General features: G+C 65.5%; 30 protein-coding genes and 1 riboswitch. Of the genes, 7 read left to right on the top strand and 23 right to left on the bottom strand.

The genetic code is table 11. The features are described 5' to 3' along the window. Nucleotides 1-104: 104 nt before the first annotated feature. Nucleotides 105-2,294 carry a YjbH domain-containing protein gene (locus CRO22_RS00100; RefSeq protein ID WP_097068086.1) on the top strand — a complete coding sequence of 730 codons (2,190 nt, stop codon included), beginning with the start codon at nucleotides 105-107 and terminating at the stop codon, nucleotides 2,292-2,294. Then, nucleotides 2,291-3,013, top strand: coding sequence for a YjbF family lipoprotein (locus CRO22_RS00105; protein ID WP_141399393.1), 723 nt, complete (start codon nucleotides 2,291-2,293; stop codon nucleotides 3,011-3,013). The genes CRO22_RS00100 and CRO22_RS00105 overlap by 4 nt, the downstream gene beginning before the upstream one ends. Nucleotides 3,014-3,256: 243 nt before the next feature. Here CRO22_RS00105 and CRO22_RS18750 read toward each other — a convergent pair whose 3' ends face one another. The 5 genes from CRO22_RS18750 to CRO22_RS00130 form a co-directional block, all read right to left on the bottom strand. After that, nucleotides 3,257-3,538 (bottom strand): hypothetical protein, encoded by a 282-nt coding sequence (locus CRO22_RS18750; RefSeq protein WP_097068088.1) that lies wholly within the window; start codon nucleotides 3,536-3,538, stop codon nucleotides 3,257-3,259. 182 nt (nucleotides 3,539-3,720) lie between these two features. Next, nucleotides 3,721-3,906, bottom strand: coding sequence for a hypothetical protein (locus CRO22_RS00115; protein WP_097068089.1), 186 nt, complete (start codon nucleotides 3,904-3,906; stop codon nucleotides 3,721-3,723). Nucleotides 3,907-4,182: 276 nt separating this feature from the next. After that, nucleotides 4,183-4,968, bottom strand: a complete 786-nt coding sequence (locus CRO22_RS00120; RefSeq protein ID WP_097068090.1) for a metal ABC transporter permease — start codon at nucleotides 4,966-4,968, stop codon at nucleotides 4,183-4,185. Further along, nucleotides 4,961-5,764: an ATP-binding cassette domain-containing protein gene (locus CRO22_RS00125; RefSeq protein WP_097068091.1), complete on the bottom strand. Its 804-nt coding sequence runs from the start codon at nucleotides 5,762-5,764 to the stop codon at nucleotides 4,961-4,963. The genes CRO22_RS00120 and CRO22_RS00125 overlap by 8 nt, the downstream gene beginning before the upstream one ends. Further along, nucleotides 5,761-6,300 (bottom strand): Fur family transcriptional regulator, encoded by a 540-nt coding sequence (locus tag CRO22_RS00130; protein WP_097068092.1) that lies wholly within the window; start codon nucleotides 6,298-6,300, stop codon nucleotides 5,761-5,763. The genes CRO22_RS00125 and CRO22_RS00130 overlap by 4 nt, the downstream gene beginning before the upstream one ends. Nucleotides 6,301-6,392: 92 nt before the next feature. Here CRO22_RS00130 and CRO22_RS00135 point away from each other — a divergent pair, with 92 nt between their 5' ends. The 3 genes from CRO22_RS00135 (at nucleotide 6,393) to CRO22_RS00145 (ending at nucleotide 8,978) form a co-directional block, all read left to right on the top strand. Continuing rightward, nucleotides 6,393-7,370 (top strand): zinc ABC transporter substrate-binding protein, encoded by a 978-nt coding sequence (locus tag CRO22_RS00135; RefSeq protein ID WP_097068093.1) that lies wholly within the window; start codon nucleotides 6,393-6,395, stop codon nucleotides 7,368-7,370. 64 nt (nucleotides 7,371-7,434) lie between these two features. Further along, nucleotides 7,435-8,469 (top strand): aldose epimerase family protein, encoded by a 1,035-nt coding sequence (locus tag CRO22_RS00140; protein WP_097068094.1) that lies wholly within the window; start codon nucleotides 7,435-7,437, stop codon nucleotides 8,467-8,469. Continuing rightward, nucleotides 8,466-8,978 (top strand): GbsR/MarR family transcriptional regulator, encoded by a 513-nt coding sequence (locus tag CRO22_RS00145; protein WP_097068095.1) that lies wholly within the window; start codon nucleotides 8,466-8,468, stop codon nucleotides 8,976-8,978. Before CRO22_RS00140 ends, CRO22_RS00145 begins: the two co-directional genes overlap by 4 nt. Before the next feature lie 74 nt (nucleotides 8,979-9,052). On the opposite strand, the gene CRO22_RS00150 is transcribed toward CRO22_RS00145, so the two are convergent. Then, nucleotides 9,053-9,871 carry a helix-turn-helix transcriptional regulator gene (locus tag CRO22_RS00150; RefSeq protein WP_097068096.1) on the bottom strand — a complete coding sequence of 273 codons (819 nt, stop codon included), beginning with the start codon at nucleotides 9,869-9,871 and terminating at the stop codon, nucleotides 9,053-9,055. Between the two features lie 2 nt (nucleotides 9,872-9,873). Next, nucleotides 9,874-10,317, bottom strand: a complete 444-nt coding sequence (locus CRO22_RS18755) for a hypothetical protein (RefSeq protein WP_176518500.1) — start codon at nucleotides 10,315-10,317, stop codon at nucleotides 9,874-9,876. Nucleotides 10,318-10,705: 388 nt separating this feature from the next. On the opposite strand from CRO22_RS18755, the gene CRO22_RS19295 reads away from it, so the two are divergent. Together CRO22_RS19295 and CRO22_RS18760 are read left to right on the top strand one after the other, a co-directional pair. After that, complete coding sequence (locus CRO22_RS19295) at nucleotides 10,706-10,837, top strand: hypothetical protein (protein WP_281254735.1); 132 nt, start codon at nucleotides 10,706-10,708, stop codon at nucleotides 10,835-10,837. 196 nt (nucleotides 10,838-11,033) lie between these two features. Further along, on the top strand, nucleotides 11,034-11,249 hold the full coding sequence (locus tag CRO22_RS18760) for a pentapeptide repeat-containing protein (protein ID WP_176518501.1): 216 nt from the start codon (nucleotides 11,034-11,036) through the stop codon (nucleotides 11,247-11,249). Here CRO22_RS18760 and trpB read toward each other — a convergent pair. From trpB to CRO22_RS00235, 16 genes are all read right to left on the bottom strand, one after another. Continuing rightward, the gene (gene trpB, locus CRO22_RS00165) at nucleotides 11,246-12,478 is read right to left on the bottom strand and encodes a tryptophan synthase subunit beta (RefSeq protein ID WP_097068098.1); all 1,233 of its coding nucleotides are present in this window, start codon (nucleotides 12,476-12,478) and stop codon (nucleotides 11,246-11,248) included. The genes CRO22_RS18760 and trpB overlap by 4 nt on opposite strands. Before the next feature lie 2 nt (nucleotides 12,479-12,480). Further along, nucleotides 12,481-12,723, bottom strand: a complete 243-nt coding sequence (locus CRO22_RS18610) for a hypothetical protein (protein WP_141399394.1) — start codon at nucleotides 12,721-12,723, stop codon at nucleotides 12,481-12,483. A gap of 118 nt (nucleotides 12,724-12,841) precedes the next feature. Beyond that, nucleotides 12,842-13,516 (bottom strand): phosphoribosylanthranilate isomerase, encoded by a 675-nt coding sequence (locus CRO22_RS00170; protein WP_097068099.1) that lies wholly within the window; start codon nucleotides 13,514-13,516, stop codon nucleotides 12,842-12,844. A gap of 9 nt (nucleotides 13,517-13,525) precedes the next feature. Beyond that, nucleotides 13,526-13,882, bottom strand: coding sequence for a LapA family protein (locus tag CRO22_RS00175; RefSeq protein ID WP_097068100.1), 357 nt, complete (start codon nucleotides 13,880-13,882; stop codon nucleotides 13,526-13,528). An 8-nt stretch (nucleotides 13,883-13,890) separates the two neighbouring features. Further along, complete coding sequence (gene ihfB, locus CRO22_RS00180) at nucleotides 13,891-14,178, bottom strand: integration host factor subunit beta (RefSeq protein ID WP_097068101.1); 288 nt, start codon at nucleotides 14,176-14,178, stop codon at nucleotides 13,891-13,893. A 288-nt stretch (nucleotides 14,179-14,466) separates the two neighbouring features. Next, nucleotides 14,467-16,149, bottom strand: a complete 1,683-nt coding sequence (gene rpsA, locus CRO22_RS00185) for a 30S ribosomal protein S1 (protein WP_097068102.1) — start codon at nucleotides 16,147-16,149, stop codon at nucleotides 14,467-14,469. A 174-nt stretch (nucleotides 16,150-16,323) separates the two neighbouring features. After that, on the bottom strand, nucleotides 16,324-16,956 hold the full coding sequence (locus CRO22_RS00190) for an NAD(P)H-dependent oxidoreductase (RefSeq protein ID WP_097068823.1): 633 nt from the start codon (nucleotides 16,954-16,956) through the stop codon (nucleotides 16,324-16,326). A 121-nt stretch (nucleotides 16,957-17,077) separates the two neighbouring features. Further along, entirely contained in the window at nucleotides 17,078-17,677 is a 600-nt protein-coding gene (locus CRO22_RS00195) for a (d)CMP kinase (protein WP_097068103.1), read from the bottom strand. 107 nt (nucleotides 17,678-17,784) lie between these two features. Continuing rightward, nucleotides 17,785-19,131, bottom strand: coding sequence for a 3-phosphoshikimate 1-carboxyvinyltransferase (gene aroA / locus CRO22_RS00200; RefSeq protein WP_097068104.1), 1,347 nt, complete (start codon nucleotides 19,129-19,131; stop codon nucleotides 17,785-17,787). 83 nt (nucleotides 19,132-19,214) lie between these two features. After that, entirely contained in the window at nucleotides 19,215-19,952 is a 738-nt protein-coding gene (gene trmB, locus CRO22_RS00205) for a tRNA (guanine(46)-N(7))-methyltransferase TrmB (protein ID WP_097068105.1), read from the bottom strand. A gap of 396 nt (nucleotides 19,953-20,348) precedes the next feature. Continuing rightward, nucleotides 20,349-21,515 (bottom strand): methionine adenosyltransferase, encoded by a 1,167-nt coding sequence (gene metK / locus CRO22_RS00210; protein WP_097068106.1) that lies wholly within the window; start codon nucleotides 21,513-21,515, stop codon nucleotides 20,349-20,351. 7 nt (nucleotides 21,516-21,522) lie between these two features. Continuing rightward, nucleotides 21,523-21,574: riboswitch (SAM-SAH riboswitch) on the bottom strand. 7 nt (nucleotides 21,575-21,581) lie between these two features. Continuing rightward, nucleotides 21,582-23,114 (bottom strand): apolipoprotein N-acyltransferase, encoded by a 1,533-nt coding sequence (lnt, locus tag CRO22_RS00215; protein WP_097068107.1) that lies wholly within the window; start codon nucleotides 23,112-23,114, stop codon nucleotides 21,582-21,584. Nucleotides 23,115-23,121: 7 nt separating this feature from the next. Beyond that, nucleotides 23,122-24,069 carry a transporter associated domain-containing protein gene (locus CRO22_RS00220; protein WP_245860836.1) on the bottom strand — a complete coding sequence of 316 codons (948 nt, stop codon included), beginning with the start codon at nucleotides 24,067-24,069 and terminating at the stop codon, nucleotides 23,122-23,124. A 30-nt stretch (nucleotides 24,070-24,099) separates the two neighbouring features. Continuing rightward, nucleotides 24,100-24,612 (bottom strand): rRNA maturation RNase YbeY, encoded by a 513-nt coding sequence (gene ybeY, locus CRO22_RS00225; protein WP_097068824.1) that lies wholly within the window; start codon nucleotides 24,610-24,612, stop codon nucleotides 24,100-24,102. Continuing rightward, the gene (locus CRO22_RS00230) at nucleotides 24,593-25,618 is read right to left on the bottom strand and encodes a PhoH family protein (RefSeq protein WP_097068109.1); all 1,026 of its coding nucleotides are present in this window, start codon (nucleotides 25,616-25,618) and stop codon (nucleotides 24,593-24,595) included. Before CRO22_RS00230 ends, ybeY begins: the two co-directional genes overlap by 20 nt. A gap of 173 nt (nucleotides 25,619-25,791) precedes the next feature. Next, complete coding sequence (locus CRO22_RS00235) at nucleotides 25,792-26,091, bottom strand: hypothetical protein (RefSeq protein WP_097068110.1); 300 nt, start codon at nucleotides 26,089-26,091, stop codon at nucleotides 25,792-25,794. Nucleotides 26,092-26,097: the final 6 nt, after the last annotated feature.

The raw sequence follows: 26,097 nt of genomic DNA on the forward strand, positions 1-26,097 counted from the left end.
GCCCTGCGCGGTTCTTTCACTCTCGTATGAGGAAAGAATCTGGGTATAACAGCCCAAAGACTTCGGAGGACAGTGTGCAGTCAACCCATCCGCACCGGCCCCAGATGGCCCGGACCCCCACGGCCCGAACCAGACCCACCCGGCCCCGGACCCGCCTGCGGGCCCTCCTTCTTGGGGCGAGCGCGGCGGTACTTGCCCCGCTCATCCTTGTGCCCCCCGCGCTTGCCGAACCTCTGACCGGCGCAAGCCGCAACACCTATGGCCTGCCGGGGCTGATCGACCTGCCCTCGGCCGAAGCCTTCAATGACGGGGAACTGGGCATCTCCTTCACCGTGATCGGTGGCGGCACGCTGCGCAACACGCTGACTTTCCAGATTTCACCGCGCCTCACCGGTGCCTTTCGGTATTCGCGCATCCCCGGGCTGAACCCGATCAAGGATACGGTGACCGGGCTCGAAACCGGGGAATACGAGGCGCTCTACGACCGCTCCTTCGACATCCGCTACCAGATCTTTACCGAGGGCCGTTACCGCCCCGCGCTGGCCGTGGGGCTGAACGACTTCATCGGCACCGGCGTCTATTCCTCGGAATATATCGTTGCAACAAAAAGCCTTGGCGAGCGACTGCGGGTGAGCGCCGGGCTTGGCTGGGGTCGGCTTGGCTCGTTCGGCTCGATCGGATCGATCGGCACACGCCCGGCCTATGATTACACCTCGACCGGCGGGGATTTTGGCGACAATTCCTGGTTCCGCGGCGATGTCGCGCCGTTCTTCGGCCTCTCTTGGGCGATGAACGAGCGGCTCACACTGAAGGCGGAATATTCCTCCGACGCCTACGAGAAAGAAGTCGCGCAAGGCATCTGGGACCGCAAGAGTTCGGTCAACCTTGGCGCCGATTACCGCCTTGGCGCCAACTCGCGTCTGCAGCTTTTCGTCATGCATGGCGACAAGATCGGCCTGCAATTCTCACATGCGATCAACCCGCATAACCCGCCCTTCCCCTCGGGGCTCGAGCGCGCGCCGCTGCCGGTGCGCCCGCGCCTGCCGCAAAACGCCGATGTCGCGGGCTGGTCAGGCGCCTGGAGCGCCGATCCGACCGTGCAGCCCGCGATCCAGGGCGCGCTTGCAACCGAGATGGCGAAAGAAGGGCTGATCCTCGAGTCGATGTCGCTCACGGCCACCCGGGCCGATTTGCGGGTGCGCAACGAGACTTATGCCGCGCAGCCGCAAGCCGTCGGCCGGATCGCCCGGACCGCGACCCGCGCCCTGCCCGCCTCGGTCGAGACGATCACCGTGACGCTGGTGGAAAACGGGATGGCCGTGTCTTCGGTGACGCTGCGCCGCTCTGACCTTGAACAGCTCGAAAACACCCGTGCCACTGATATCCTTGCACGGGCGACCATCAGCGAAGCGCCTCAAGACCCGGGGCAAGTGGTCACCGAGGGGCTGTTCCCGCGGTTGCGCTGGTCGCTGCGCCCCTATCTGGACGCCTCCTATTTCGACCCCGACTCCCCGATCCGCGCCGATCTGGGCCTGAGCCTGAAAGCGAAATACGAACTGGGCAACGGCTTCATGCTTTCGGGAGATCTGCGTCAGGCGATCATCGGCAACCTCGACCAGACGACACGCGTGTCGAACTCGAGCGCACCGCATGTGCGCTCGGACGCCTGGCTCTACCAGAAACACGGCGATCTGGCCCTGAATCGTCTGACCCTCACTCATTTTGGCCAGCCTGCGCCGGGGATCTATTCGCGCCTCAGCATCGGCTATCTGGAACGCATGTATGGCGGCGTTTCCGGCGAGCTGCTGTGGAAGCCGGTCAACAGTCGTCTGGCGCTCGGGCTTGAGACAAACTGGGTGAAGCAGCGCGATTATGATCAGCGGTTCACCTTCCTCGATTACAGCGTGGCGACCGGCCATGCCTCGGCCTATTACGATTTCGGCGGCAGCTATACCGGCGAGATCGATGTGGGGCGTTATCTGGCGAAGGACTGGGGCGCGACCATCTCGCTCGGGCGTGAATTCGCCAATGGCTGGCGGGTCGGGGCCTTTGCAACAATCACCGACATGTCGTCCGAGGAATTCGGCGAAGGGTCTTTCGACAAGGGCATCAGCATCCGGGCACCGCTTGCCTGGCTGTCCGGCAAGCCCTCTCGGAACACCATGAACATCACCTTGCGCCCGCTGCTGCGCGATGGCGGAGCGCGGCTCGACATAGACGACCGCCTCTATGAAACGGTGCGCAACGATCACATGGGCGCACTTTACGAGAATTGGGGGAGGTTCTGGAGGTGAGCGCGAACAAAAGGATCCGGCTTGGCATGGCAGCGCTGTGCATCAGCGCCGTGCTTGCGGGCTGCAGCCACGACAGCGCCCGCGACGGGGCCTCCGAAGACATTTTCTCGGTCATGTCGGGCGACATGAAGGCCCGCATCGCCGCGCGCCGCGCCGCGCGTGCGGCCCCGGCTGCCACGCCCGCGGCCCCCGATCTCGAGGCGCTGGCGCGGGAATCTCTGAAGCTGAACCCGGGCCCGGTGATCTTCGCGACGCGCGACGGGGCCCCCCTTCCGGCGCTGATGGGCATGATCGGCGAAAACGGAAAGATGCGTACCTATGCCTCGCCGAAGCAGGAGTCGCTGATCCTGCGCGCGGACCTGATCGTGGCCTCCCGCGGGCTTGGGGAGGACATGATTTCCGCAGATGTCGGCGAAGTCTCTCCGCTGATCCATGGACGGAAAACCGGCACTGCAGCGCGGGTGATCCGGATCTTCGACGGGCAGGGTGTCGAACGCCCGATTCCGTTGAGTTGTGCGATCGCCCCGGCCCGGCAGGGAGAGACCTACAGTTTCGCCGGGAGCACCTGGCACGGCACGGTAATGGCCGAGCATTGCACAGGCCAGGGCTTTGATATCACCAACAGCTATTTTGTGACCGCTTCGGGAGAGATCCCCACATCGCGTCAATGGCTGTCTCCGAAATTGAGCTATTTCACGATCCAGACCCTGCGCCCCTGAGGGCTGCGCCGATTGAGGGCTGCGCCGATGGATCCGATAGAAACAAAAAGAATGCGTGCAGAGAGATCTGCGCGCATTCTTTGATGTGAGCGTCAACTCTGGTGCGCGAGTGTCGGCAGCGGCTTAGACCACTGTACGGCACACAAACAGAGCCGATTTTCATCAGTTACAAGACGCCGAAAAGGCATCTGATCTGTCACAACGAGCGAAAAGGCGCCCTTGGGCGCCTTTACAGGCTCGGGCTCAGTTCGTGCCGGAGGTGCTGCCGGTCGAGGAGCCGTTGTTACCTTCGGAAACGGCAGCGGCAACAGCCGCCACGGCGAGCGCCCCAGCCGCAATAACCCCGACAGACACGCCCGCGATCGCAGCAGGCGCAGCAACCGCACCGGCACCGATGCCAGCGCCGAGGCCAGCGCCGCCGCCAGCACCGCTACCACCCGCACCAGCGGCACTACCCGCGTCCTGCGCGAAGGAAGCGCCAGCAGCCATCACCAGAACGGAGGCAAGCAAGAGAGTTTTTTTCATCCCGGAAACTCCAAGTTTTGCAAAGATATCAAGTCAAGGCTAGCACAGATCAGGTGATTCGCACGAGACAAGCATAGGTAGAATTGAGCAGATTTCACCCATCCTTTTTAAGACGTTCGGGCCGGAAAGCTTGCACTTTCCGGCCCGAATTCTTGCCCTGGGGCGAAATCCGATCGCCGAAATCAGTTCGACGCGGCCGCGGCGGCAACGGCGACCAGCAGGAGCACCGGAACCAGGACGCCCGAGCTCGACGAGGTCGGCGCGGCGACGACCGGGGCGGCCTCGACGACCGGAGCGGTGTAGCCGCCGGCGAAAGCGGTGGAAGCCGACAGGCCGACGGCCAGGGCGAGAGTAGCGATTTTTTTCATGATAATCTCCGTCATTGCTGTAGAGAGCCGCCTAGCCCGGCAGCATCGGAGCGAGGAAAGCACAGGCACCGCTAAATGCAAAGGGTAAATCTAGGCTGAACCCGTGCAGCGAAAGCAAAGTGTTGCACTTTCGCACGCCTGTTTTGACACCACTTGCCGCGACGCGGCATTCCCCGTCTGGCGATTGTCGCTAAAGGCATAAAACGACCTTTTCGACGCGCCGAAAGGCGGTGGTCCGTCATCCGGGGCAAGTCTCGCGCGGGCCCCCTGCCCCGCTCAGCCGCGGCGGCGCAGGGCTAACGAAACCGTGAAAAGAAGCGCCGCAACTGCGACGATGGAGGGGCCGGCCGGGGTATCGAACCGGAGCGAGGCGGCGAGGCCGCCCGCCACCGAGACGGCCCCGACGAGCGTGGCGCCAAGCGCCATCGTTTCCGGGCCGCGGGCGCGTTGGCGCGCCGCGGCGGCAGGGATGATCAGGAGCGCCGCAATCAGCAGCGCGCCGACGATCTTGATGGCGACGGCGACGGTGAGTGCGAGTGCAAGTGTCAGGATCAGCCGCGCCCGGCCCGGATCCTGCCCGGACGCCTGGGCGAGTTCCTCGTTCACCGTCGCGGTAAGAAGCTCCTGCCAGCGCCAGGCCAAAAGCGCCACCACGAGCCCTGCGCCGCCCCAGATGACGGCGAGATCGGCGCGGCTGACCGCGAGGATGTCGCCAAAGAGGAAAGCACTCAAATCGACGCGCAGCCCCGGGATGAAGGAGGCGGCAACGAGGCCGAGCGCGAGCGCGGCATGGGCGAGCACGCCCAGCACGGTATCCATCGCATGGCCGCGCCCCGAAAGGGCCGCGACGGTGAGTGCCATGGCGAGGGCGACGGTGAGCGTGCCCGCGTAAAGCGGCATGCCGAGGCCAAAGGCGAGCGCCACACCGAGGATGGCGGCATGGGCCGTGGCATCGCCAAAATAGGCCATGCGGCGCCAGACCACGAAAGAGCCGAGCGGCCCGGTGGCGAGGGTGAGGCCGATACCGGCGAGCGCCGCACGGATCAGGAAATCGTCAAACATGGTCGTGCGTGCAGTTGGGGCCGTGGAGAGGGTGAGGATGCGCCGCATGGGGGGCGGAGGGGTCATGGCCATGGCCCTCGTCCGCCTCATGATCATGATCATGCATGTGGCGGTAGAGCGCGAAGGCGCCGCCCGTGCCGAGCCCGAAGAGGGCGCGATATTCGGGCGCGGCCGAAACCACCTTCGGAGCCCCTTCACAGCAGATATGGCCGTTGAGGCAGACCACCCGGTCCGAGGCCGCCATCACCACATGCAGATCGTGGCTCACCATCAGCACCGCGGCGCCGGTTTCGGCCCGCACTTCCTCGATCAGGTGATAAAAGGCCGCGGTGCCGGGCTGGTCGAGCCCCTGGGTCGGCTCGTCGAGAATGAGAATGTCGGGGCGGGTCAGCAGTGCACGGGCCAGCAGCACACGCTGGAACTGCCCGCCCGAAAGCCGCGCCAGCGGCCGCGTCCCCAGCCCCGGCACGCCGGTGCGCGTCAACGCCGCTTCGGCCGCGGCATCGCAGACCCGCCGCGGCAGGGAGAGAAACCGGCGCACAGTGAGCGGTAGCCCGGCGTCGATATGGAGCTTTTGCGGCACATAGCCGATTGCGAGACCGGGGCTGCGCGTCACCCGCCCGGTCGCCGCGGCCTCTAGCCCGATCAACGCGCGGATGAGCGTCGATTTTCCCGAGCCGTTCGGGCCGACGACGGTGACGATCTCGCCCTTGCGGATCGCGAAGTCGACCCCGGAGAGCACCACGGTATCACCATGACGCACCGAAAGATTTTCAGCTTTTATCAAGCTGTTCAAGCTCGTTCCTCCAGCTTCTCGCGGCACGCGGGGCACAGACCCACCGCCTCGAAACTGGCGCGCTCGACCGTAAAGCCGAGCCCACCGGCAAGGCTGTCGAGCGCGGCGCGCAGGGGCGCCGCGGCCGCCTCGGCCACGGTGTCGCAATCGCGGCAGATCAGGAACACTGGCGCATGGGCTTCGCCCGGATGCATGCAGGCGGCAAAGGCGTTGAGCCGCTGCACCCGATGCGCGAGCCCCGCCTCGACGAGAAACTCGAGCGCACGATAGGCAACGGGAGGCTGGTTGCCAAAGCCCTCGGCGGCGAGCCGGTCGAGCACCTCATAGGCGCCCATCGCCCGATGTGCCTCGAGCAGAATCTCAAGCACGCGCTGGCGCACGGGAGTGACGCGCAACCCCCGCCGCTCCGCTTCGGCACGCGCCCGCGCCAGAACTTCGCCCGCACAATGGGCGTGATCATGCTGTGCGAAGGCATTCCCGGCTTCGCTCCCCCCCTCCGGCAAGCACCGGACGGGATCGGGATCTTTCCCAGCCATGTTACTTTATCACATTCCACTTGACCTGTTATTCTGTAACATAGATAACCTGCCTCCGACCCGCAAGATCCGCATCCGCTTCGGAGAGAAAGATGAAAAAGACCCCGTTTCTGGCCCTGCTGGCCGCCCTGCCCCTGCCTGCCCTCGCCGATGTGCCCAGGGTGGTGACCGATCTTCCGGTGGTGCAATCGCTTGCGGCACAGGTGATGGGCGATCTCGGCCGCCCCGAGGTGCTGCTGGAACAGGGGGGCAATGCGCATAGCTACCAACTGAAGCCAAGCCAGGCGGCGGCGCTGCAATCGGCCGATCTGGTGATCTGGGTCGGGCCGGAGATGACGCCCTGGCTCGACCGCGCACTTGATGCGGTGACGGGCGCAGGGGCGCAACTCGCGCTTTTGCACACGCCGGGCACCCATCTGCAGGATTTTGGCGGCGCGCCCCATGCAGAGCATGACGACGACGCCGCTGAAGCGCATGACCATGATGAGCATGCAGAGGGCGACGAGGAGCACGACCACGAGGAAGAGGGCGAGGAGCATCACCACCACACCGGGCTCGACCCGCATGCCTGGCTGGCGCCCGGCAATGCGGAAGTCTGGCTCGGCCAGATCGCCGCGGCGCTGTCCGAGGTCGATCCCGAACATGCCGCGACTTACGCCGCCAATGCAAAGGCCGCGCAGGCCTCGGTTGCTGCGCTGGATGCGAAGCTCCGCGCCGAACTCGCGCCGGTGGCCGGGCGGCCCTTCGTGGTGTTTCACGCGGCTTACGGCTATCTGGCCGCGCAATACGGGCTCTCCGTCGCAGGCGCCGTGAATCTGGGCGATGCCACGTCCCCCGGAGCGGCGCATCTGGCCGAGCTGCGCGCCGATCTGGCGCAGCAGGGCGTCGTCTGTGCTTTCCCGGAGGCACAACACGATCCGAAACAGATCGAGATCCTGCTTGAGGGCACGCAGGTGAAGCTTGGCGGCGCGCTTGACCCGTCGGGCTCCGCGCTGAGCTTTGGCCCCGGGCTCTACTCCGATCTGATGCAGGGACTCGCCGATGCGCTGAGCGCCTGCCTGCAGCCGTAATCGCTGCCGGGCCCTTGTTTCCCCGGGGGGTTCGTGAAACTCTCCCGGGCGCGAGGGGGAAGCGATGCCAGCCGATATCCGCCGTTTCGGCACTACATCTTCGGGAGGCGAGGTCCGCGCGGTGACATTGCGCGCGGGCGAGCTGACGCTACGGCTGCTGACCTATGGCGCCACGTTGCAGGATCTGAGGCTCGCGGGCACCCCCTGGCCGCTGATCCTCGGCGCCGACAGCCTGCGCGCCTACGAGACCACCCTGCCCTGGTGCGGCGCGGTGGTGGGGCCGGTGGCAAACCGGCTCGCCGGGGCGCGGGTGGTGATTGCCGGAGAATGCTGGCAGGGGGCCCCCAACGATGGCCCGCATCTGCTGCATTCGGGCGCGGCGGGGATTTCGCAACAGATTTGGGAGATCGAGGCGGCCTCGGCCTCCGAGGTCACGTTCCGGCGCGATCTCGCGCATGGCGCCTGTGCGTTGCCGGGCAATCGCGTGCTCCGCGCGCGCTACCGCATCCTGCCCCCCGCCACACTGGCGATCTCACTGAGCGCCACAAGCGATGCCGAAACGCTGATGAACCTCGCGCATCACCCCTACTGGACGCTCGACGGCACGGCGGACACGCGCGCGCACCGGCTCGAGGTGGCGGCGCGCCGGTACCTGCCGGTCGATGCGGCCTGCCTGCCGCTCGCGCCGGTGCCGGTGGCAAGCACCGGATATGACCTGCGCGAGGCTCGCCAACTCTCGGACCTTCCGCCGCTCGATCACAATTACTGTCTCGAGGGGACAGGGCTGCGGGAGGTGGCGCGGCTCACCGGCGCCTCGGGCGTGGCGCTTGCGCTTGAGACCGATGCGCCGGGGCTGCAGGTCTATGACGGGCGGGCCATCGCCTCCGTGCCGGTGATCGGCCTCACCGGCGTGCCCTACGGCCCCCATGCGGGCCTTGCGCTCGAGCCGCAGATGTGGCCCGATGCGCCCAACCACGAGGATTTTCCCGCCATCACCCTTGCCCCCGGCATTGTGTGGCAGCAAGAAACCCGGCTGCATCTGCACCGCGACGCCCCCGGAAGCGCGCTGGGCGAGGCCGCCGCGAGGAGAGTAGAATGACGACGACCCCGCCCGCCGCCGACGTAACCGCTCTCTTCTCCGATCTGGCCACAAGTTTCGGCTTTTCACGCGCCGCCGGGGCCTGCCTCGGCACGATCTGGCGTGCCGCCCAGGCCCCTTCCGCCGAAGATCTGTGTACCGCGCTCGGGCTGTCGCGCTCCAATGTCTCGGTCGCGCTCAAGGAGTTGCGGCAGGCGGGGCTCGTGCAGGTGGCGCGCGCGCCGGGCACAAGACGTGATTTCTTCGTTGCCGATCCCGACCCTTGGGCGCTTCTGCGCGCGGCGCTCGCCGACCGGCATCGTCGCGAGCTTGCCCCGCTCACCGCCCGCCTGGCCAGCCTTGCCGCCGTGGCGGAACCCGATCCGCGCATCGCCGCACTCGCCACGATGAGCGCAGCCGCAGAAGACTGGATGCTGCGGGCGCTGCGCCCCGATAGCGCCGATTTTGCACAGATGCTCGCCGCAGACCGCGCCGAGAAAAAAAAGAAGAAACACGCCCGCGAGAAGTGAGCGCCATCAGCCTCGAAAAGCCGGAATGGCAAACGGGGGCACGTGGCCCCCGCCTGCCTCCGGTGGCACCGTTCTCAGTGCAACCGCCCCGGCACGACCGCCTCGTCATGCTGGGGCGTGCCTTCAACTTCCGTGCTTGTCGCACTGCGCCGCTTCCTGCGCTTGGGCGCAGCGCTCGCTTCCCGACCCGGATTTTTCGTCGCGCTCTTCGTCAGCGCGCGGGCGGTACCGGTGCTCTCGGCCAGGGCCGCCGCGCGTGACACCGCCCCAGTCCCGGGCGACGGCGCAACACGGGGCGGAGACGCGCGATCAGCCTCGGCGCGCTCCTCCGGCACGGACATCAGATCCTCGATGAAGAGGCTGACGAGCTGGCTGCGGGCCGAAACCCCCGCCTTGCGGTAGATCGCCGCCGTCTGCGCCTTCACCGTGCCTTCGGAGGTCTCACGCAGTCGCGCGATTTCCGCAAGGCTCAGCCCCTTGATCGCAAAAAGCGCGACGTCGCGCTCGGCCGGGGTCAGGTGCCATTCGTCGAAGCGTTCCTCGAGCAGATCGGCAAAAGCGGTGGAGGCCCGACGCAATCCTTCGCGCGCCACATGTGCCTCGCGCCGCAGCGTGAGCAGCACATGCGCCCCGAAAACGAGCCCGACCAGCAGCGCGAGCGCGGCGCCGATTTCGAGCATCTCACGCAATTGCCAGTCGATCGGCGGCAAGGCGATGCCCAGCAACGCCGCCAGAATGCCGGAGACGAAGTAGAGCGCCGCCACCGCTTGCACCGCAAACAGCGGCACCACCACGAAGGGCGACCCGAGCCCGCCGCGCCGTCCATGTGCGCGCAGGGCGTGCAGCCCGTCAAAGAAAGAGGAGAGCGTGGCGAACGATGGCAGACCCCGCATTGTCAGAACCCTGTCCCGGATGCCGCGCCCCGTCCATCCGGCCCGGCCGGTCCTCCGGGTCCACCCGGTCCTCCGGGCCCACCCGGTCCTCCGGGCCCGCCCGGTCCTCCGGGCCCACCCGGTCCCGGCGCCCCGCCTTCCGCCGCCTTTCCGCCCCATCCTCCGGGATGCGGTCGTTTCAGCGGGCTGCCCCCGGCCCCGCCGGCGGCGCGGGCATAGTCGCGCAGGATCTCGCCATTGCGCGGATCGAGCACGATCTCGCGCTGCCCCGGCACGCCCTCGGCGACAATCCGGGTGCGTCGCAGCCAGGTGGTGGAAATATCGATGTTGCTGTAGCCCTCGGCCTCAAGCTCGGCAACGATCTCCTGTTGCTGATCGGCGAAAGCCGGACCCGCCGTCGCAAGGGCGAGCCCCAGAAGAACACCCGTCGTACCGCATTGCGCCATGAGCAGGCCCCCTTTCGATCCGCATGCCAGACAGGCCCGGCAGTCCTCCGGGCACAGGTCACCTTCACAAAGCGCTCGCGCGGGTATGAAATCAAGCTTCCCGCGCGACAAAACCGCGCCATTCGTGCCCAGAAGCCGGATTTTAAACCTTGGTGTAGGCGCTCAGAGGGCTGAGCGCCCGCGCGAAGCCTTGACCCGTGGCAGATGCGCTGCCTAGGGTTTTCTGTCCCGAGCCGGGGAGCGCGGACTGTCCCAAAGATCCGTCTTTTTCCGACAGGCGCGACGGCGCCGGTTTGATCGGCGCAACGGCGAAAGCCGCGGGCACTCCCACGCCCATACCGCAAGCGGCCGCGAGATTGCCGGCACATGGGAATGGCTGGAGCGTGTGGTGCTGATGGCCACTTTCATCTCGATCTGGGGCGGCTTCTATGCTTTCTGGGAGCAGCACAACGTCAATGTCGAGACGCTTGATGAGATATCAGAGAGCCGTCTCGCTCGCTCTGAGGAAGCGATCGCTTGAGCGTAGAGCATCCTCACGACACCTGCGACGGGGAATTCCGGCAAGCGCGAGGCGCTGGAGTATCTGGCGGCACGGGGGGATCGCTGCGGGGGATCGACCTGTCCTGCGCGAAGATGGGCGGGGGTGGGACGCGGAGAACAAGACCTGCAAGAACCCGGTCTATCTGCAAGGGCTGAAGGCACCGGAGAGGGAGCGGGTGGACCTTTCCGGCGCGCATCTGGAGGGGGCGGACCTGTCGAGTGCGGATTTCACCGGTGCGGTTAACCCCGACCAAGCCACCTTCACCGACGCCTGGGCTTGGTCCGACATGCCCCCCCAGGGCCTGCCCGACATCATCCTCTTCACGCTCTGCCAGTATCGAGACGGGATGGACCGTTTCACCCGCCCCGATCCCTGCATCGCACCCGATTAGATCGTCATCTCGACGCCGAGGTGTTTGGCGACCGTAAAGATGTCCTTGTCGCCGCGCCCAGAGAGGTTGGCAACGATAATGTGGTCCTTGGGCAGCCCGGGCGCGATCTTCATCACATGGGCGAGCGCGTGGCTCGATTCCAGCGCGGGAATGATGCCCTCGGTGCGGCAGCAGAACTGGAAGGCGTCCAGCGCCTCCATATCGGTGATCGACACATATTCGGCCCGGCCGATGTCATGCAGCCAGCTATGCTCCGGCCCGATGCCCGGATAGTCGAGCCCGGCCGAGATCGAGTGCCCTTCGAGGATCTGCCCGTCTTCGTCCTGCAAAAGGTACGTGCGGTTGCCATGCAGCACGCCCGGGCGCCCGCCGGTGAGCGAGGCGCAATGCTCCATGCGCGCATCCACGCCATGCCCGCCCGCCTCGACGCCGATGATCTTCACCGATTTGTCGTCCAGGAACGGGTGGAACAGCCCCATCGCATTCGAGCCCCCGCCCACGGCCGCGATGATCGTGTCGGGAAGCCGCCCCGCGCCTTCCTGCTGCTCAAGCTGCCAGCGCGTCTCGCGGCCGATGATCGACTGGAAATCGCGCACCATTGCCGGATAGGGCGCCGGGCCCGCCACGGTGCCGATGCAGTAGAACGTATCGCGCACATTGGTCACCCAGTCGCGCAACGCATCGTTCATCGCATCCTTGAGCGTGCCGCGGCCCGAGGTGACGGGATGCACCTCGGCGCCCAGAAGCCGCATGCGGAACACGTTGGGCGCCTGCCGCTCGACATCGGTCGCGCCCATGTAGACCACGCATTTGAGGCCGAACTTGGCGCAGACGGTGGCCGTCGCCACGCCATGCTGGCCCGCGCCGGTCTCGGCGATGATCCGGGTCTTGCCCATGCGCCGCGCCAAGAGGATCTGGCCAAGCACATTGTTGATCTTGTGCGCGCCGGTATGGTTGAGTTCTTCGCGCTTGAGATAGACCTTGGCGCCGCCCAGCTCCTCGGTCATGCGCGGCGCGAAATACAAGGGCGAGGGACGGCCCACGTAATCACGCCACAAAAGCTCCATCTCGGCCCAGAACTCCGGGTCGGTCTTGGCATGCTCATACTGCGCCTCAAGCTCAAGAATGAGCGGCATCAGCGTTTCCGAAACAAAACGCCCGCCATGAATGCCAAAGCGCCCGCGCTCATCGGGTGCGGTTCTGAAGCTGTTGAGCAGATCGTCGGCCATGGTCATTCCTTGAAGCCAAATTCGGATTTCAGCATCCGATAAAGTTGCAGGGCGGCATGCTCGTCAAACTGCAACGTTTGACTCAGCTTGTCCGGGATCTCGCGCTCCGAGGAGCCATAGGTGTTAAGCTGGAGCACCTTCTTGCCGTCGAATTCGCCAACCATGTATTTGCATGGGATACATGTCGGATGAGCCGAACGCACGCTCCGCTCCTCTTCCTTTTCCAGAGAGACTACGAGTGCCATCGCACGCTCCTTGAACCATCCCCCGCAGATAGCGCGCCGGCCCCGCAGGGTAAAGTTCCGCCTGTTCATCTTGCCGGAAATATCCCGGGGGTGTGGGGGCAGCGCCCCCACCCTTCCCTCACGCCCCGCGCGCGGCGGCCACGAAAGCGGCAATCTTGGCGGCATCCTTGACGCCCGGTGCGCTCTCGACACCGGAAGACACATCCACCTGCGTCGCCCCGGTGAGCCGCACCGCCTCAGCCACAGTCTCAGGCGTGAGACCGCCCGCGAGCATCCAGGGCCGCAGCCAGTCGCGCCCGGCAATCAGCCGCCAGTCGAAGGCGAGCCCGTTGCCGCCCGGCAGCGCCGCGCCTTTGGGCGCCTTGGCATCGACGAGGATCTGATCGGCCACCGCTTCGTAATCGGCAATCGCCGCCAGATCGGCCGCCTCGGCCACGCCCACGGCCTTCATCACCGGAAGCCCGGTGCGGGCGCGCAGCTCGGCCACGCGCGCGGGGCTTTCGCGCCCGTGAAGCTGCAACATGTCAAGCGGCACGGCGGCGGTGATCGCGTCGATCAGCGCATCCTCGGCATCGACGACCAGCGCCACTTTGGCGAGCCCCATCGGCACCGAAAGCGCGAGCTCGCGCGCGTCGGAAAGCTCCAGATGCCGGGGCGAGCGCGGAAAGAACACGAGGCCCACATAGCCCGCACCCGCCTCATGGGCTGCGGCCACATCTGCGGGCGTTTTCAGCCCGCAGATCTTGCAGCGCACCCCGCCGGGGCGGCCGCGATTGACAGCAATGGTGACCACTTCGCCCGCTCAGCCGCGAGGTTTTTCGAGCAGCGCCAGAACATCGTCCTTGGGGCCCTGCGTCTTGGCCTTGAGCCGACCCAGTTCGCGTTCGAGGTTGGCCGCCTTCTTGGTTGCCTTGCGGGCGGTCGACCGGAAGCGCATCTCGCGCATGTATTCCCAGACGAAGCCGATCAGCAGACCCAGCCCCATCCCCGCGAAGATCACGAGAAAGAGCGGCACCTGCAGCCGCCAGTTCATGCCCAGATAAGTCTCGGCCTCGGCGGGAAGCAGTTGCAGCATGACGAGGTCGCGGTTCGACATCGCCAGCGTCACCAGCACCACGGCCAGCACGAGAAGGAACAGATAGCGGATCAGGCGGATCATCTGGGGTCTTACTCCTCTGCCCCGTTCAGCCGGTCCCGCAGAAGCTTGCCGGTCTTGAAGAAGGGAACATGTTTTTCGTCAACCGCGACGGAACTTCCCGTGCGCGGGTTGCGCCCCGTTCTAGCGTCGCGCTTCTTCACCGAAAAGGCGCCGAAACCGCGCAGTTCCACCCGGTCGCCGCGCGCCATCGCCTCGATGATCTCCTCGAAGATCGTGTTCACGATCTTTTCGACATCCCGCTGAAACAGATGCGGATTTTCCTCTGCAATCTTGGCGATCAATTCAGATCGGATCATGGTCGTCCCCCCTGGGGCCTGAGGTTCGCGGCCCGTTTTCGATTTACTCAACTATAGTGGTAATTTGCGACGGCTCAAACAGCAAAGGCTTGGAAAAACGGGGGATTTGGCGGCCGAGACGAGGTTTGCGCGGCCTCGGGACAAACCTGTCGCTACGTCAAAGCGCCGCAGGGGGGATCGCGGGGCCGGGCGCCGGTCCGGCACCGGTCGTGGCCCGAAGGAAACGAATCGCCCAAAGCAGAAGGCCCCGCACCGGGCGGGGCCTTCCGAAACCCTTGCGGGTATCTGTTATTCGCGGCCCTTTAGCGCGGCGCCGAGGATGTCGCCGAGCGAGGCGCCCGAGTCGGACGAACCGTATTGTTCCACGGCTTCCTTCTCTTCCGCGATCTCGCGCGCCTTGATCGACACGCCGAGTTTACGGGTCTTGCTGTCGACGTTGACAACGCGCACATCGACGTGATCACCGACCTGGAAGCGCTCGGGGCGTTGGTCGGCACGATCACGGGCGAGGTCCGAACGGCGGATGAAGGACTTCATGCCGTTGTATTCGACCTCGATGCCGCCATCTTCGATCGCGGTCACGTTGACGGTGATCACCGAGCCGCGTTTCACGCCATCAACCGCATCCGAGAAGGTGTCGGCATCGAGCGCCTTGATCGAGAGCGAGATGCGTTCCTTGTCGATATCCACTTCGGTGACCGCGGCCTTGACCACGTCGCCCTTGCGGTAATCCTGGATCGCTTCCTCGCCGCGCTTGTCCCAGCTGAGATCCGACAGGTGCACCATGCCGTCGATGTCGTTGTCGAGGCCGATGAACAGACCGAATTCGGTGATGTTCTTCACTTCGCCTTCGATCATGCTGCCCACCGGATGGGCATCGGCAAACGATTCCCACGGGTTGCGCATGCATTGCTTGAGGCCAAGCGAAACGCGGCGCTTCGCGGTGTCGATCTCGAGCACCATGACGTCGACTTCTTGCGAGGTCGAAACGATCTTGCCGGGATGGACGTTTTTCTTGGTCCAGGACATTTCCGAGACGTGCACCAGACCTTCGACACCGGCTTCGAGTTCGACAAATGCGCCGTAGTCGGTGATGTTGGTGACGCGACCCTTGTGCACCGAGCCGATCGGGAATTTCTGTTCGACAGAATCCCACGGGTCGTTTTGCAGCTGCTTCATGCCGAGGCTGATGCGGTGCGTGTCCTTGTTGATCTTGACGACCTGGACCTTGACGGTCTCGCCGATCGACAGGATCTCCGACGGGTGGTTGACGCGGCGCCAGGCCATGTCGGTGACGTGCAGAAGGCCGTCCACACCGCCAAGGTCAACGAAGGCACCGTATTCGGTGATGTTTTTCACCACGCCGTCGACGATCTGGCCTTCCGAGAGGTTGCCGATCACTTCGGCGCGCTGTTCGGCACGCGATTCTTCGAGGATGGCGCGACGCGAAACCACGATGTTGCCGCGGCGACGGTCCATTTTCAGGATCTGGAACGGCTGCTTCAGACCCATCAGCGGGCCGGCGTCACGCACCGGGCGCACGTCAACCTGTGAGCCGGGCAGGAAGGCCACGGCGCCGCCGAGGTCGACCGTGAAGCCGCCCTTGACGCGGCCGAAGATGGCGCCGTCGACGCGCTCTTCCGAGGCATAGGCTTTTTCCAGACGGTCCCAGGCTTCTTCGCGACGGGCTTTCTCGCGCGAGATGACGGCTTCGCCACGGGCGTTTTCGACACGATCAAGGTAGACTTCAACCTCGTCGCCAACGGCGATCGAGGGAGCCTCACCGGGATTCGCGAATTCTTTCAGATCAACGCGGCCTTCCATCTTGTAGCCGACGTCGATGATGGCCTGGCCCGCCTCGATGGCGATGACCTTGCCTTTGACGACAGACCCCTCTTGCGGGGTGTCGATCTCGAAGCTCTCGTTCAGGAGGGCTTCGAATTCATCCATGGTAGCATTTTTCGCGCACATGCGTCTGAGTGTCCTTTTCATGGGTTTGACTGGCCATGCGGTTGGCTCCGCCGGTCTTTCGTTGCGAATGTCACGAAGGGGGCAGCTTGTGGCCACCCCCTCGGACGAGGCCCCTATAGGCGCGAATCAGCCCCGGGGCAAGGATTTGTTGGCTTTGCGGCCTGCGACCGAAGCTCAGTCGATGCGCGTGACGAGCTCCGCCATCGGCTTGCGCACCTTCTTCATGCCCAAAAGCCAGTCGCCCTCGGTGGCGCGGTAGCCCAGCGGCATCAGCGTGACGGAGCGCAGCCCCTTTTCGCGCAGCCCGAGGATCTCGTCTACCTGCGCCGGGTCGAAGCCCTCCATCGGCGTCGCGTCCACTTCCAGCTCGGCCGCCTGCGCGAGCGCCAGCCCAAAGGCGATATAGGCCTGATGCGCGGCATGGGCCGCGTTCACCGCTTCGCTGCGCGCCAGATAGTTGGCCTTCAGGTTCTCGTAATAGGGCGTGACCATCTCGCGCGGGATGCCGCGCTCGGTCACATGGAGATCCACTACCGCGTCGATCCTCTCGGCAGTGTAATTGTCCCAGGCGGCAAAGACGATCAGATGCGACCCATCGACGATCTGGGTCTGGCCCCAGGCGGCGGCAGAGATCTTCGCGCGGAGCTCCGGGTTGGTGATCACGAAGATCTCGAAGGGTTGCAGCCCCGAGGAGGTGGGCGCGAGCTGCGCTGCCTCAAGGATCCGGGTCACCTTCTCTTCGGGAACCGTCTTCGCCGGGTCCATTTTCTTCGTGGCATAGCGCCAGTTGAGCGTCTCGAGCAGCATCTTGATCCTTTCGCGCGTCGCGAGGGAGAGGGGATATCGGCGCAGAATATGCGCACAGCCAAACCGCGCAACGCGCGGATCTGCGCGCGCGCGCACGGACCCCATGCGCAAAAGCGCAGGCTCAGCCGGGCAGACGCGCCGCAACCTCGGCGCAGGCCGCCGCCACCGCTTCTTCAATGCTCATCGTGGAGGTGTCGATCTGCACCGCATTTGCCGCGGGCTTGAGCGGCGCATCGGCGCGGGTCATGTCGCGCTCGTCGCGCGCGCGCACCTCGGCCAGAACCTGCGCGGCATCTCCCCCCACCTCAAGCCAGCGGCGATGGGCGCGCACCTCGGCAGAAGCGGTGACGAAGAGCTTCACCTCCGCCTCCGGGCAGATGACGGTGCCGATGTCGCGGCCATCGAGCACCGCCCCGCCCGCGCGGCGGGCAAAATCGCGCTGATAGTCGAGAAGGGCTTGGCGCACCTCCGGGATCACCGCCACTTTCGAGGCGGCCTGTCCCGCCTCCAAGGTGCGCAGATCCGCGCGCGCAAGGTCTTCCGGGGTGAGACTCAGCGCGGCCGCAACCGGATCGCTCCCGGTTGCCGCGGCCTTCACGCCGACCGCGCGGTAGAGCGCGCCGGTATCAAGATGGGCAAGGCCGAAACGGTCTGCCACCGCACGCGAGATCGTGCCCTTGCCCGCCGCCGCCGGCCCGTCGATCGCTACCGTGAATTGCATGCCGCCCTCATGTGTCTGCGGTCGGAGCCTCCGGCGGGGATATTTAAGGCAAGATGAAATGGGCTTTCGTCTTGCCCTAACTATCCCCCGCGGAGCGTCCCGAAGGTTCAATCTGCGCGCGTGATGGTGGCGCCGAGCCCGCGCATCAAGGCCTCGAACACCGGGAAAGAGGTGGCGATCGGCGCGCCGTCATCGACCGTGATCGGCTGTTGCGCCGCCAGCCCCAGCACAAGGAAACTCATCGCGATGCGGTGGTCGATATGGGTGGCCACTGTCGCGCCCCCCGGCACGCCATCCGGGCCGAGCCCGTGCACGATCAGCGTGTCGTCATCTTCCTCGACCGTGACGCCGCAGGCCTCAAGGCCCCGCGCCATCGCATCGATCCGGTCGCTTTCCTTCACGCGCAGCTCATGCACGCCCGGCATCACCGTCGTGCCCCGCGCACAGGCGGCAACGGCGGCGAGCACCGGATATTCGTCGATCTGGCTCGCCGCGCGCGCCGCCGGAACGGTGATGCCGGAGAGCTCAGAATAGCGTACGCGCAAATCCGCCACCGGCTCGCCGCCCTCTTCGCGTTCGTTGAGAAAGTCGATCTGCGCGCCCATTTCCTTCAGCGTGAGGAAGAGACCGTTGCGGGTCGGGTTCTGGCTCACGCCGGGCACAAGGATGTCTGATCCCGGCACCAGAAGCGCGGCGCAGACCGGGAAGGCGGCGGAAGAGGGGTCGCGCGGCACGGCGACCGTTTGCGCCGCAAGCTCGGGCTGGCCCTTCAGCGTGATGCGATTGCCCTCCGGCGTCACCTCGGCCGTCACCTCGGCCCCAAAGCCGCGCAGCATCCGCTCGGTATGATCCCGCGTCGGGGTTTTCTCGATCACGACGGTCTCGCCGGGCGCGTTGAGGCCCGCGAGCAGCACCGCCGATTTCACCTGCGCCGAGGCCATCGGCGTGGTGTAGGTCACCGGCACCGGCTCGGCCGCGCCCACAACCGTCATCGGCAGCCGCCCGCCCTCGCGCCCGTATGCCCGCGCGCCAAAGAGCGCGAGCGGGTCTGTCACCCGCCCCATCGGGCGTTTGCGCAAGCTCGCGTCGCCGGTGAAGGTGGCCGAGATTGGCGACGTGGCCATGCAGCCCATGATCAGCCGCACCCCCGTTCCCGAATTGCCGCAATCGATCACATCGGCGGGTTCGGCAAAGCCGCCCACGCCCACCCCTTCAACCGACCAATGGCCGGGGCCGTGCTGGGTCACCGTGGCGCCAAAGGCGCGCATCGCTTTTGCCGTATCGAGCACGTCCTGCCCTTCGAGAAGGCCGGTGATTTCGGTGCGCCCGACGGAGAGCGCGCCAAGGATCAACGCGCGATGCGAGATCGACTTGTCGCCGGGCACGCGGGCCTCGCCCGAAAGCGCGCTGCCCTTGCGCGAGACCATGGGAATGGGGTCGCCGTGACCGGACATGAAAGCCTCCCTGTTGCTGGCCCGCTCTTAACGCATGCCCGCGCGCCCCGGAAGCCCCCGTTTGGCCGCCGCCCGGTCCGCCGTCAGGCGCGCCGGAAGGTGGCGTAATCGGGCGTGCGGCCCTCGCGCAGCGCCTTTTGCTCGTAACGGGTGGAGATCCAGTCCTCCCAAGGCGCGGGACTATGGGCGGTGAGCGCAAAACCCGCCTTCGGCGCCTCGCGCAGCGCCTGTTTCATGTAGTCGGGGATATCCGTGGCGACGCGGAACTCGGCGCCCGGCGCAAGGATGCGGTGGAGCGGCAGGAGGTGGTCTTGCGTCACGAAACGGCGGCGGTTGTGGCGGCGCTTGGGCCAGGGGTCGGGATAGTTCAGGAAGGCCTTGGCGACAGAGCCCTCGGGCAGCACTTCCATCACATCGCGCGCATCGCCGGGCCAGATGGCGACATTGGCAACACCGGCCGCGCGGATCTTGCCCAAAAGCATCGCCACGCCGTTGATGAAGGGTTCGCAGCCGAGGATGTTGATGCCCGGATAGCGCGCCGCCATATGCACCATATGCTCGCCCCCGCCAAAGCCGACCTCCAGCCAGAACGGTGCGTCATTGCCAAAGATCGTGCCGGGGTCGATCACCTCGCGCCCCGGGTTCTCCTCTTTGGAGATCCCCTGCGGGGTGAGCGAGGCGAGATCTTCGCTCAGATAGGTCTTCTGGCTTGGCCGCATCGTCTTGCCCGAGCGGCGCCCGTAGAAGTTGCGCCATTCGGGCGCGGCCTCGGACGAGGCAACGGCGGGATCGGGGCTTTGGGGCTCGGAACTTTCACTCATGGCCGGGCCTCTAGGCGTGCGCGCATGACGGGTCAAGCCCTTCCCCCCAAATGCCGGTGAAAACCCATGCGTCGAAGCAGGAAGGATCCTATTTCGCTTCGGCAGAGCCGAAGCGACCCGGCGGGGGGCGCTGCCCCCCGCACCCCCCGGGATATTTAGGGCAAGGAGAAAGGGCATCTCTGGGCCTGATGAGCGCCCTGAGCCAATTTTCATCACCGCAAATCAGGTGCGCCGGGGGGGTGCGGGGGGGCAATGCCCCCCCGCCGGGTCGCCGGAAGCCGGAGAGGGGCTTTGCCCCTCTGCCGCGCTGATGGCGAAAGTCCTCTGGGCGTGTGCGCAAGATCCGGGCACGAAAAAGGGGGCCGCAGCCCCCTTTCGTTGGTTTGTCTGACCGGATCAGAGCGCTTTTTTCAGCGCCTCGACCAGATCGGTTTTCTCCCAGCTGAAGCCGCCATCGGCCTCGGGCGCACGGCCAAAGTGGCCATAGGCCGCGGTGCGCGCATAGATCGGGCGGTTCAGGTCAAGATGGGTGCGGATGCCGCGCGGCGTCAGATCCATGCATTCGGCGACGATCCGCTCGATCACCTCATCGGGCACTTCGCCGGTGCCATAGGTGTCGGCATAGATCGAGAGCGGTTTCGCCACGCCGATCGCATAGCTCACCTGAATGAGGCATTTCTTCGCGAGCCCCGCCGCGACGACGTTCTTGGCGAGGTAGCGCGCGGCATAGGCCGCCGAACGGTCCACCTTGGTCGGATCCTTGCCCGAGAAGGCGCCGCCGCCATGGGGCGCTGCACCACCATACGTATCAACGATGATCTTGCGGCCCGTAAGCCCCGCGTCTCCATCCGGCCCGCCGATGACGAAGGTGCCGGTCGGGTTCACCCACCATTCGGTTTTTTCGTCGATCCAGCCCGCAGGGAGCACTTCACGAATGTAGGGCTCGACGATGGCACGGATGTCGTCCGAGGTCTGGCTCTCGTATTTGTGCTGGGTCGAAAGCACGATCGAGGTCACGCCCACCGGCTTGCCATTCTCGTAGCGCACGGAGAGCTGCGATTTCGCATCCGGCCCGAGCGTCGGCGCCTCGCCCGATTTGCGCGCCTCGGCGAGGCGGCGCAGGATCGCATGGCTATACTGGATCGGCGCGGGCATCAGCGCCTCGGTCTCGTCGGTCGCATAGCCGAACATGATGCCCTGATCGCCCGCCCCGTCCTTGTCGACGCCCTGGCTGATATGCGCCGACTGCGGGTGCAGATAGTTGGCGAAGTTCAGCGTCGCCCAATGGAAGGCATCCTGCTCATAGCCGATATCCTTCACGCATTCGCGCACGATCCCGTCGATCCGGGTCATGAATTCGGCAAGGCGCGTCTTGTCCGAAAGGCCCACTTCGCCGCCCACCACCACCTGGTTCGTGGTGGCAAAGGTTTCACAGGCAACGCGGGCATTGGGTTCTTCGGCAAGGAAGGCATCAAGGACGGCATCAGAGATGCGGTCGCAGACCTTGTCGGGATGGCCCTCCGAGACGGACTCAGAGGTGAAGACGTAGTTCGTGCGAGACATTGGGAAGTGCTCCATTAGAGAATTTCACCCATCCCGCCAGGAAGCCGTTGGGACGGATGATCCTGCCTAGACCTGCTTCTTGCGCCGGTCAACGCGCGCAAAGCGCGCAGTGGCATAAATTGCCATCAAAGCGATGAAGAGCCCTTCGACGAGGGGGTAATCCCCGGTTTTCGCATAGATCGTCGGCGCGGCGGCAGGGGGGAGCGCCGCATCGATCACGCCTTGCATGCCCATGTCGAGGCGGGCGACAACCTGCCCGCGCGCGTCGATGAGCGCGCTGACCCCGGTATTGGCCGAGCGCGCGAGCGGCAGGCCGAATTCGATCGCCCGAAACCGCGCCTGCGCCAGATGCTGCCAAGGGCCGGAGAAGGTGCCAAACCAGGCATCGTTGGTGATCTGCATCAGCCAGTCCGGGCGCGGATCGCGGCCCGAGATCTCATGGGCGAAAACCGCTTCGTAACAAATCAGCGGCTGCACCACGCCGAGCGGCCCGAGGTCGATGAGCTTGCGCGCGCTTCCCGCCGAATAGCCGTTGCCCTCCTGCGCCGCAAAGGCCGTGACGCCAATTTTTGCGAAGAGATCGCCAAAGGGGATGTATTCGCCAAAGGGCACGAGATGCACTTTGTCGTAAAGCGCCGCGACCTGACCACCCGGGCCGATCACCGCGAGCGAATTGTAATACCGCGCGCCTTCTGACCGCTGGATGCCGAGCGCGACGGGCTTGCCCTGCGCCGCCTCGGCCACCATCGCGAGCCCCGCGCCGGGATCGTTGAGCAGGAACGGCACAGCGGTCTCGGGCCAGAGGATGAGATCGGGCGCAGGCTTGCCCGCGGCGGGCGGTTCGGAGGTCAGGTCGAGATGGCGAAAGAAGAATTTCTCCGCATGGTCAGGGAGCCACTTCTGATCCTGCGGCGCATTGGGCTGGACGATGCGCAGATTGACCGGCTCGGCCCGTTCGGGAAGGGGCGCCGCGCGCAGCGCGATACCGCCAAACCAGAGCCCGACCAGCGCCAGAGCCGCGACCGTCACCGTAACAAGCCGCCGCCCGGGCAGGAGCCAGGGCGCCGCGGCAAGGCCAAGTGTCACGAGCCCGAGCCCCAGTGCACCGAGAATGGAGGCGAATTGGGCCACCGGTGTGTCGAGCCAGATATGGCCGAAGAGCACCCAGGGGAAACCGGTGAAAACATAGGAGCGCACCAGATCGGTGGCAAAAAGACCAAGCGCCATGCCCGCTGCACGCGAGGGCTCGCCCACGCCGAGCCGCGCGCCGAGCGCGATGCCGAGAGCCCAGAAGAGCCCCATGCCCAAGGCCATGAAAAAGAGCGCAAAAGGCGCCATCCAGCCATAGAGGTCGGGCTCGACGAAAAACGGATCGACGATCCAGAACATCGCGACGGCGGCATAGCCCATACCGGCAAAGAGCCCCGTCTTGAACGGCGCCGTGCGCAGGCAGAGTGGAAAGAGCAGGCTCAGCGCCGGAATGGCGAGTTCCCAGAGCCCGAAGGGTGCCTGACCGAGCGCCACGCCTCCCCCCAGAAGCGCCGCCAGCGCCCAGACCAGCGGGCGCCAGAACGGATTGTAACCAGCGGGAACGCGCATTCGGAAATCACTCGGCCGGGGCAATACCGGGCAGACGCACGCGCAGCCGCTTGACGCGGCGCGGATCGGCATCGACCACTTCAAATTCGACGCCGCTCTCTGCCACGATCACCTCGCCCCGCGCGGGCACGCGGCCGATCTGCGTCACAACAAGGCCGCCCAAAGTGTCGATCTCGGCATGTTCCTCGGCGTCGCCGAGCCGCAGCCCGATTTCAGCTTCGAAATCGTTGAGCGGCGCGCGGGCCTGAACGATCCACTGCCCCGCTTTCTCGAGCTTCCAGATCCCGTCCTCTTCCTCGTCATGCTCGTCCTCGATCTCCCCGATCACCTGTTCGATCAGGTCTTCGAGCGTGACAAGGCCATCGACCCCGCCATATTCGTCGATCACGAGCGCCATATGGATGCGCTGCACCTGCATTTTCTGCAGCAGCACGCCGATCGGCATCGAAGGCGGCACATAAAGGAGCGGGCGCAAGAGCTTGCGCAGCGAAAACCGGCCCGCGCCCGCCCCAAAGCCCCAGCCCAGCGCCAGATCCTTGAGGTGCACAAGGCCCACCGGGCTGTCGAGCGTGTCCTTGAACACCGGCAGGCGCGAATAGCCCTGGGAGCGGAAGACCTCCACCAGCTCGTCGCGCGGGGTCGTCACCGGCACGGCAACGATCTCGGCCTTGGGCACGGCGACATCACCCACCCGCATCTTGCGCAGGTTGCCAAGCCCCGGCAGGCCGACCGTATTCGCGGCAATCGGCAGGTTGGCGGCGGTGAGGGGATCGCCCTCGCCATGCGCCCCGTTCCGCCCGCCAAACAGACGGCCAAACAGGCCCCAGGATTGTGTTTCGGAGGATTGCGGCTCAGGCGACCGCTCCGAAGAGGGGGGCTCCGAGCTACTCTCGCCGACTTCGGGATCCGAAGCGGGCATTGCGGCGGAATTGCTTCCGTCTGCGACTTGTCCCATCATGCCTTTCCAAATGAAGCGGCGGTGCCGCTAGAGCTCATAGGGGTTTGCCACCCCCAGAGTGGCCAAGATACGCACTTCGCAGGATTCCATCAACTGCGCGTCTGCGTCGCGGATGTGATCATAGCCCAGAAGATGCAGCACACCATGTATCACCAGATGTGTGACATGTTCGTGAATGCCCTTGCCCGCCGCCTCGGCCTCGCGCGCGCAGGTCTCGTAAGCGAGCGCAATATCGCCGAGGGAATCGCGTTCTCCCGGCGCAAAAGGCTCCGGGAACCAGGGCTCGCCCCCGTCCTCCTCGGAGGCCAGATCCTGCGCGGGCCAGCTCAGCACATTGGTGGGGGTGGGCTTGCCGCGAAAATCGGCATTGAGCACGGCGATGCGGGCATCGTCGCAGCCGAGCAGGCTGATTTCCCATTCCTCCGGCACCAGCTCCTGATCCAGAAGCGTGGCGCGGGCAGCGCGTTCGCAAAGGCCCGGAAGGTCAAGCGCCTCCCAGGCCGGTGCTTCGATCAGGCAATCAACCAGCAGGTCCGTCATCGGCGCGGTCATAAGCGTCGATGATGCGCGCCACAAGGGGGTGGCGCACCACGTCGGCGGCGGTGAAGTAGTTGAACGCGATACCCTTCACGCCATCAAGGATGCGCTCGGCATCGGCCAGCCCCGAGGCGGTGCCGCGCGGCAGGTCGATCTGCGTGCGGTCGCCAGTGATCACCATCCGGCTCCCCTGCCCCAGACGGGTGAGGAACATCTTCATCTGCATCGTGGTGGCGTTTTGCGCCTCGTCCAGCACCACGAAGGCATTGGCGAGCGTGCGGCCGCGCATGAAGGCCAGAGGCGCGATCTCGATGCGCTTTTCCTCCATCAGCTTGGCGAGCTGTTTCGAGGGCAAAAAGTCGTTCAGCGCGTCGTAAAGCGGCTGCATGTAGGGATCGACCTTCTCCTTCATGTCGCCGGGCAGAAAGCCGAGCCGCTCGCCCGCCTCCACCGCCGGACGGGAAAGGATGATCTTGTCGACATGCCCGCCAATCAGCATCGTCACGCCCACGGCCACGGCCAGATAGGTCTTGCCGGTGCCCGCCGGACCGATGCCGAAGGCGAGCTCGTTCTCGAAGAGCGCGCGCACATAGGCTTTTTGCGCATCGGTGCGCGGCTCGATCTGTTTCTTGCGGGTGCGGATCTCGTATTTTCCGGCCGCGAACATCTCGAGCTGCTCGTCGACGGAGACCCCGTCATGGCCGAGATCCGACATGCGGATCGCGCCATCGATCTCGCCAGCATCGACCGACTTGCCCCCTTCGAGGCGCGCGTAGAGCGTGCCGAGCACGGCCGCCGCCTGGGCCTGCGCCTCGGGTGTGCCGACAATCGCCAACTGGTTGCCCCGTCGGAGGATATGCACCGACATCTTGTGTTCGATCTGCGCGAGGTTGCGGTCAAACTCTCCGCACAGGTCGATCAGCAGACGGTTGTCGGGGAACTCAAGAAGCGTTTCATACGCATCCTGAGTGCTGGGCGGGGGTGAGATCGCGCTGAAGCCCAAAAACATCTCCCTGGCTGGTGTGGTAAAGATATGGTGCACTCCCCCCCGGATTCACGCAAGAGATGGTTTGCTTTCCGCGTATAGAGTGATGCGGAATTCACCTTTATGTCACGAAAGAGGCCGCGCGAAGCATCGCACGGCCCGTATGCTCAAAATTCAGGCAGTCGCCGGTTTTCCGCTCAGAGCGGATCGGGCACCGCCGAACCGGCCTTGAACGGGCCGACAACGGTATTGGCCGGGCCCGCGCCCGAGCAGATCGGCTTGCCGTAATCGTCGACGCGCTCGGTCATGTAGCCCTCGACACCATCGTCGATGATCCAGTGGTCGCAGCCCTCCGGGTCGATCCAGACCCCCGCCTGCATCGAGGAAAGCGGGTGGGCGTTGATGCCGCGATCATAGGATTTGTCGGGCCCGACATCGTCGCAGGCGGCAAGACCGGCGGCAGCGAGACCGAGCAGCAGGATTTTGGTGGCCTTCATGGTCGC

This window comes from Rhodobacter maris (assembly GCF_900217815.1).
Taxonomy (GTDB): domain Bacteria; phylum Pseudomonadota; class Alphaproteobacteria; order Rhodobacterales; family Rhodobacteraceae; genus Rhodobacter; species Rhodobacter maris.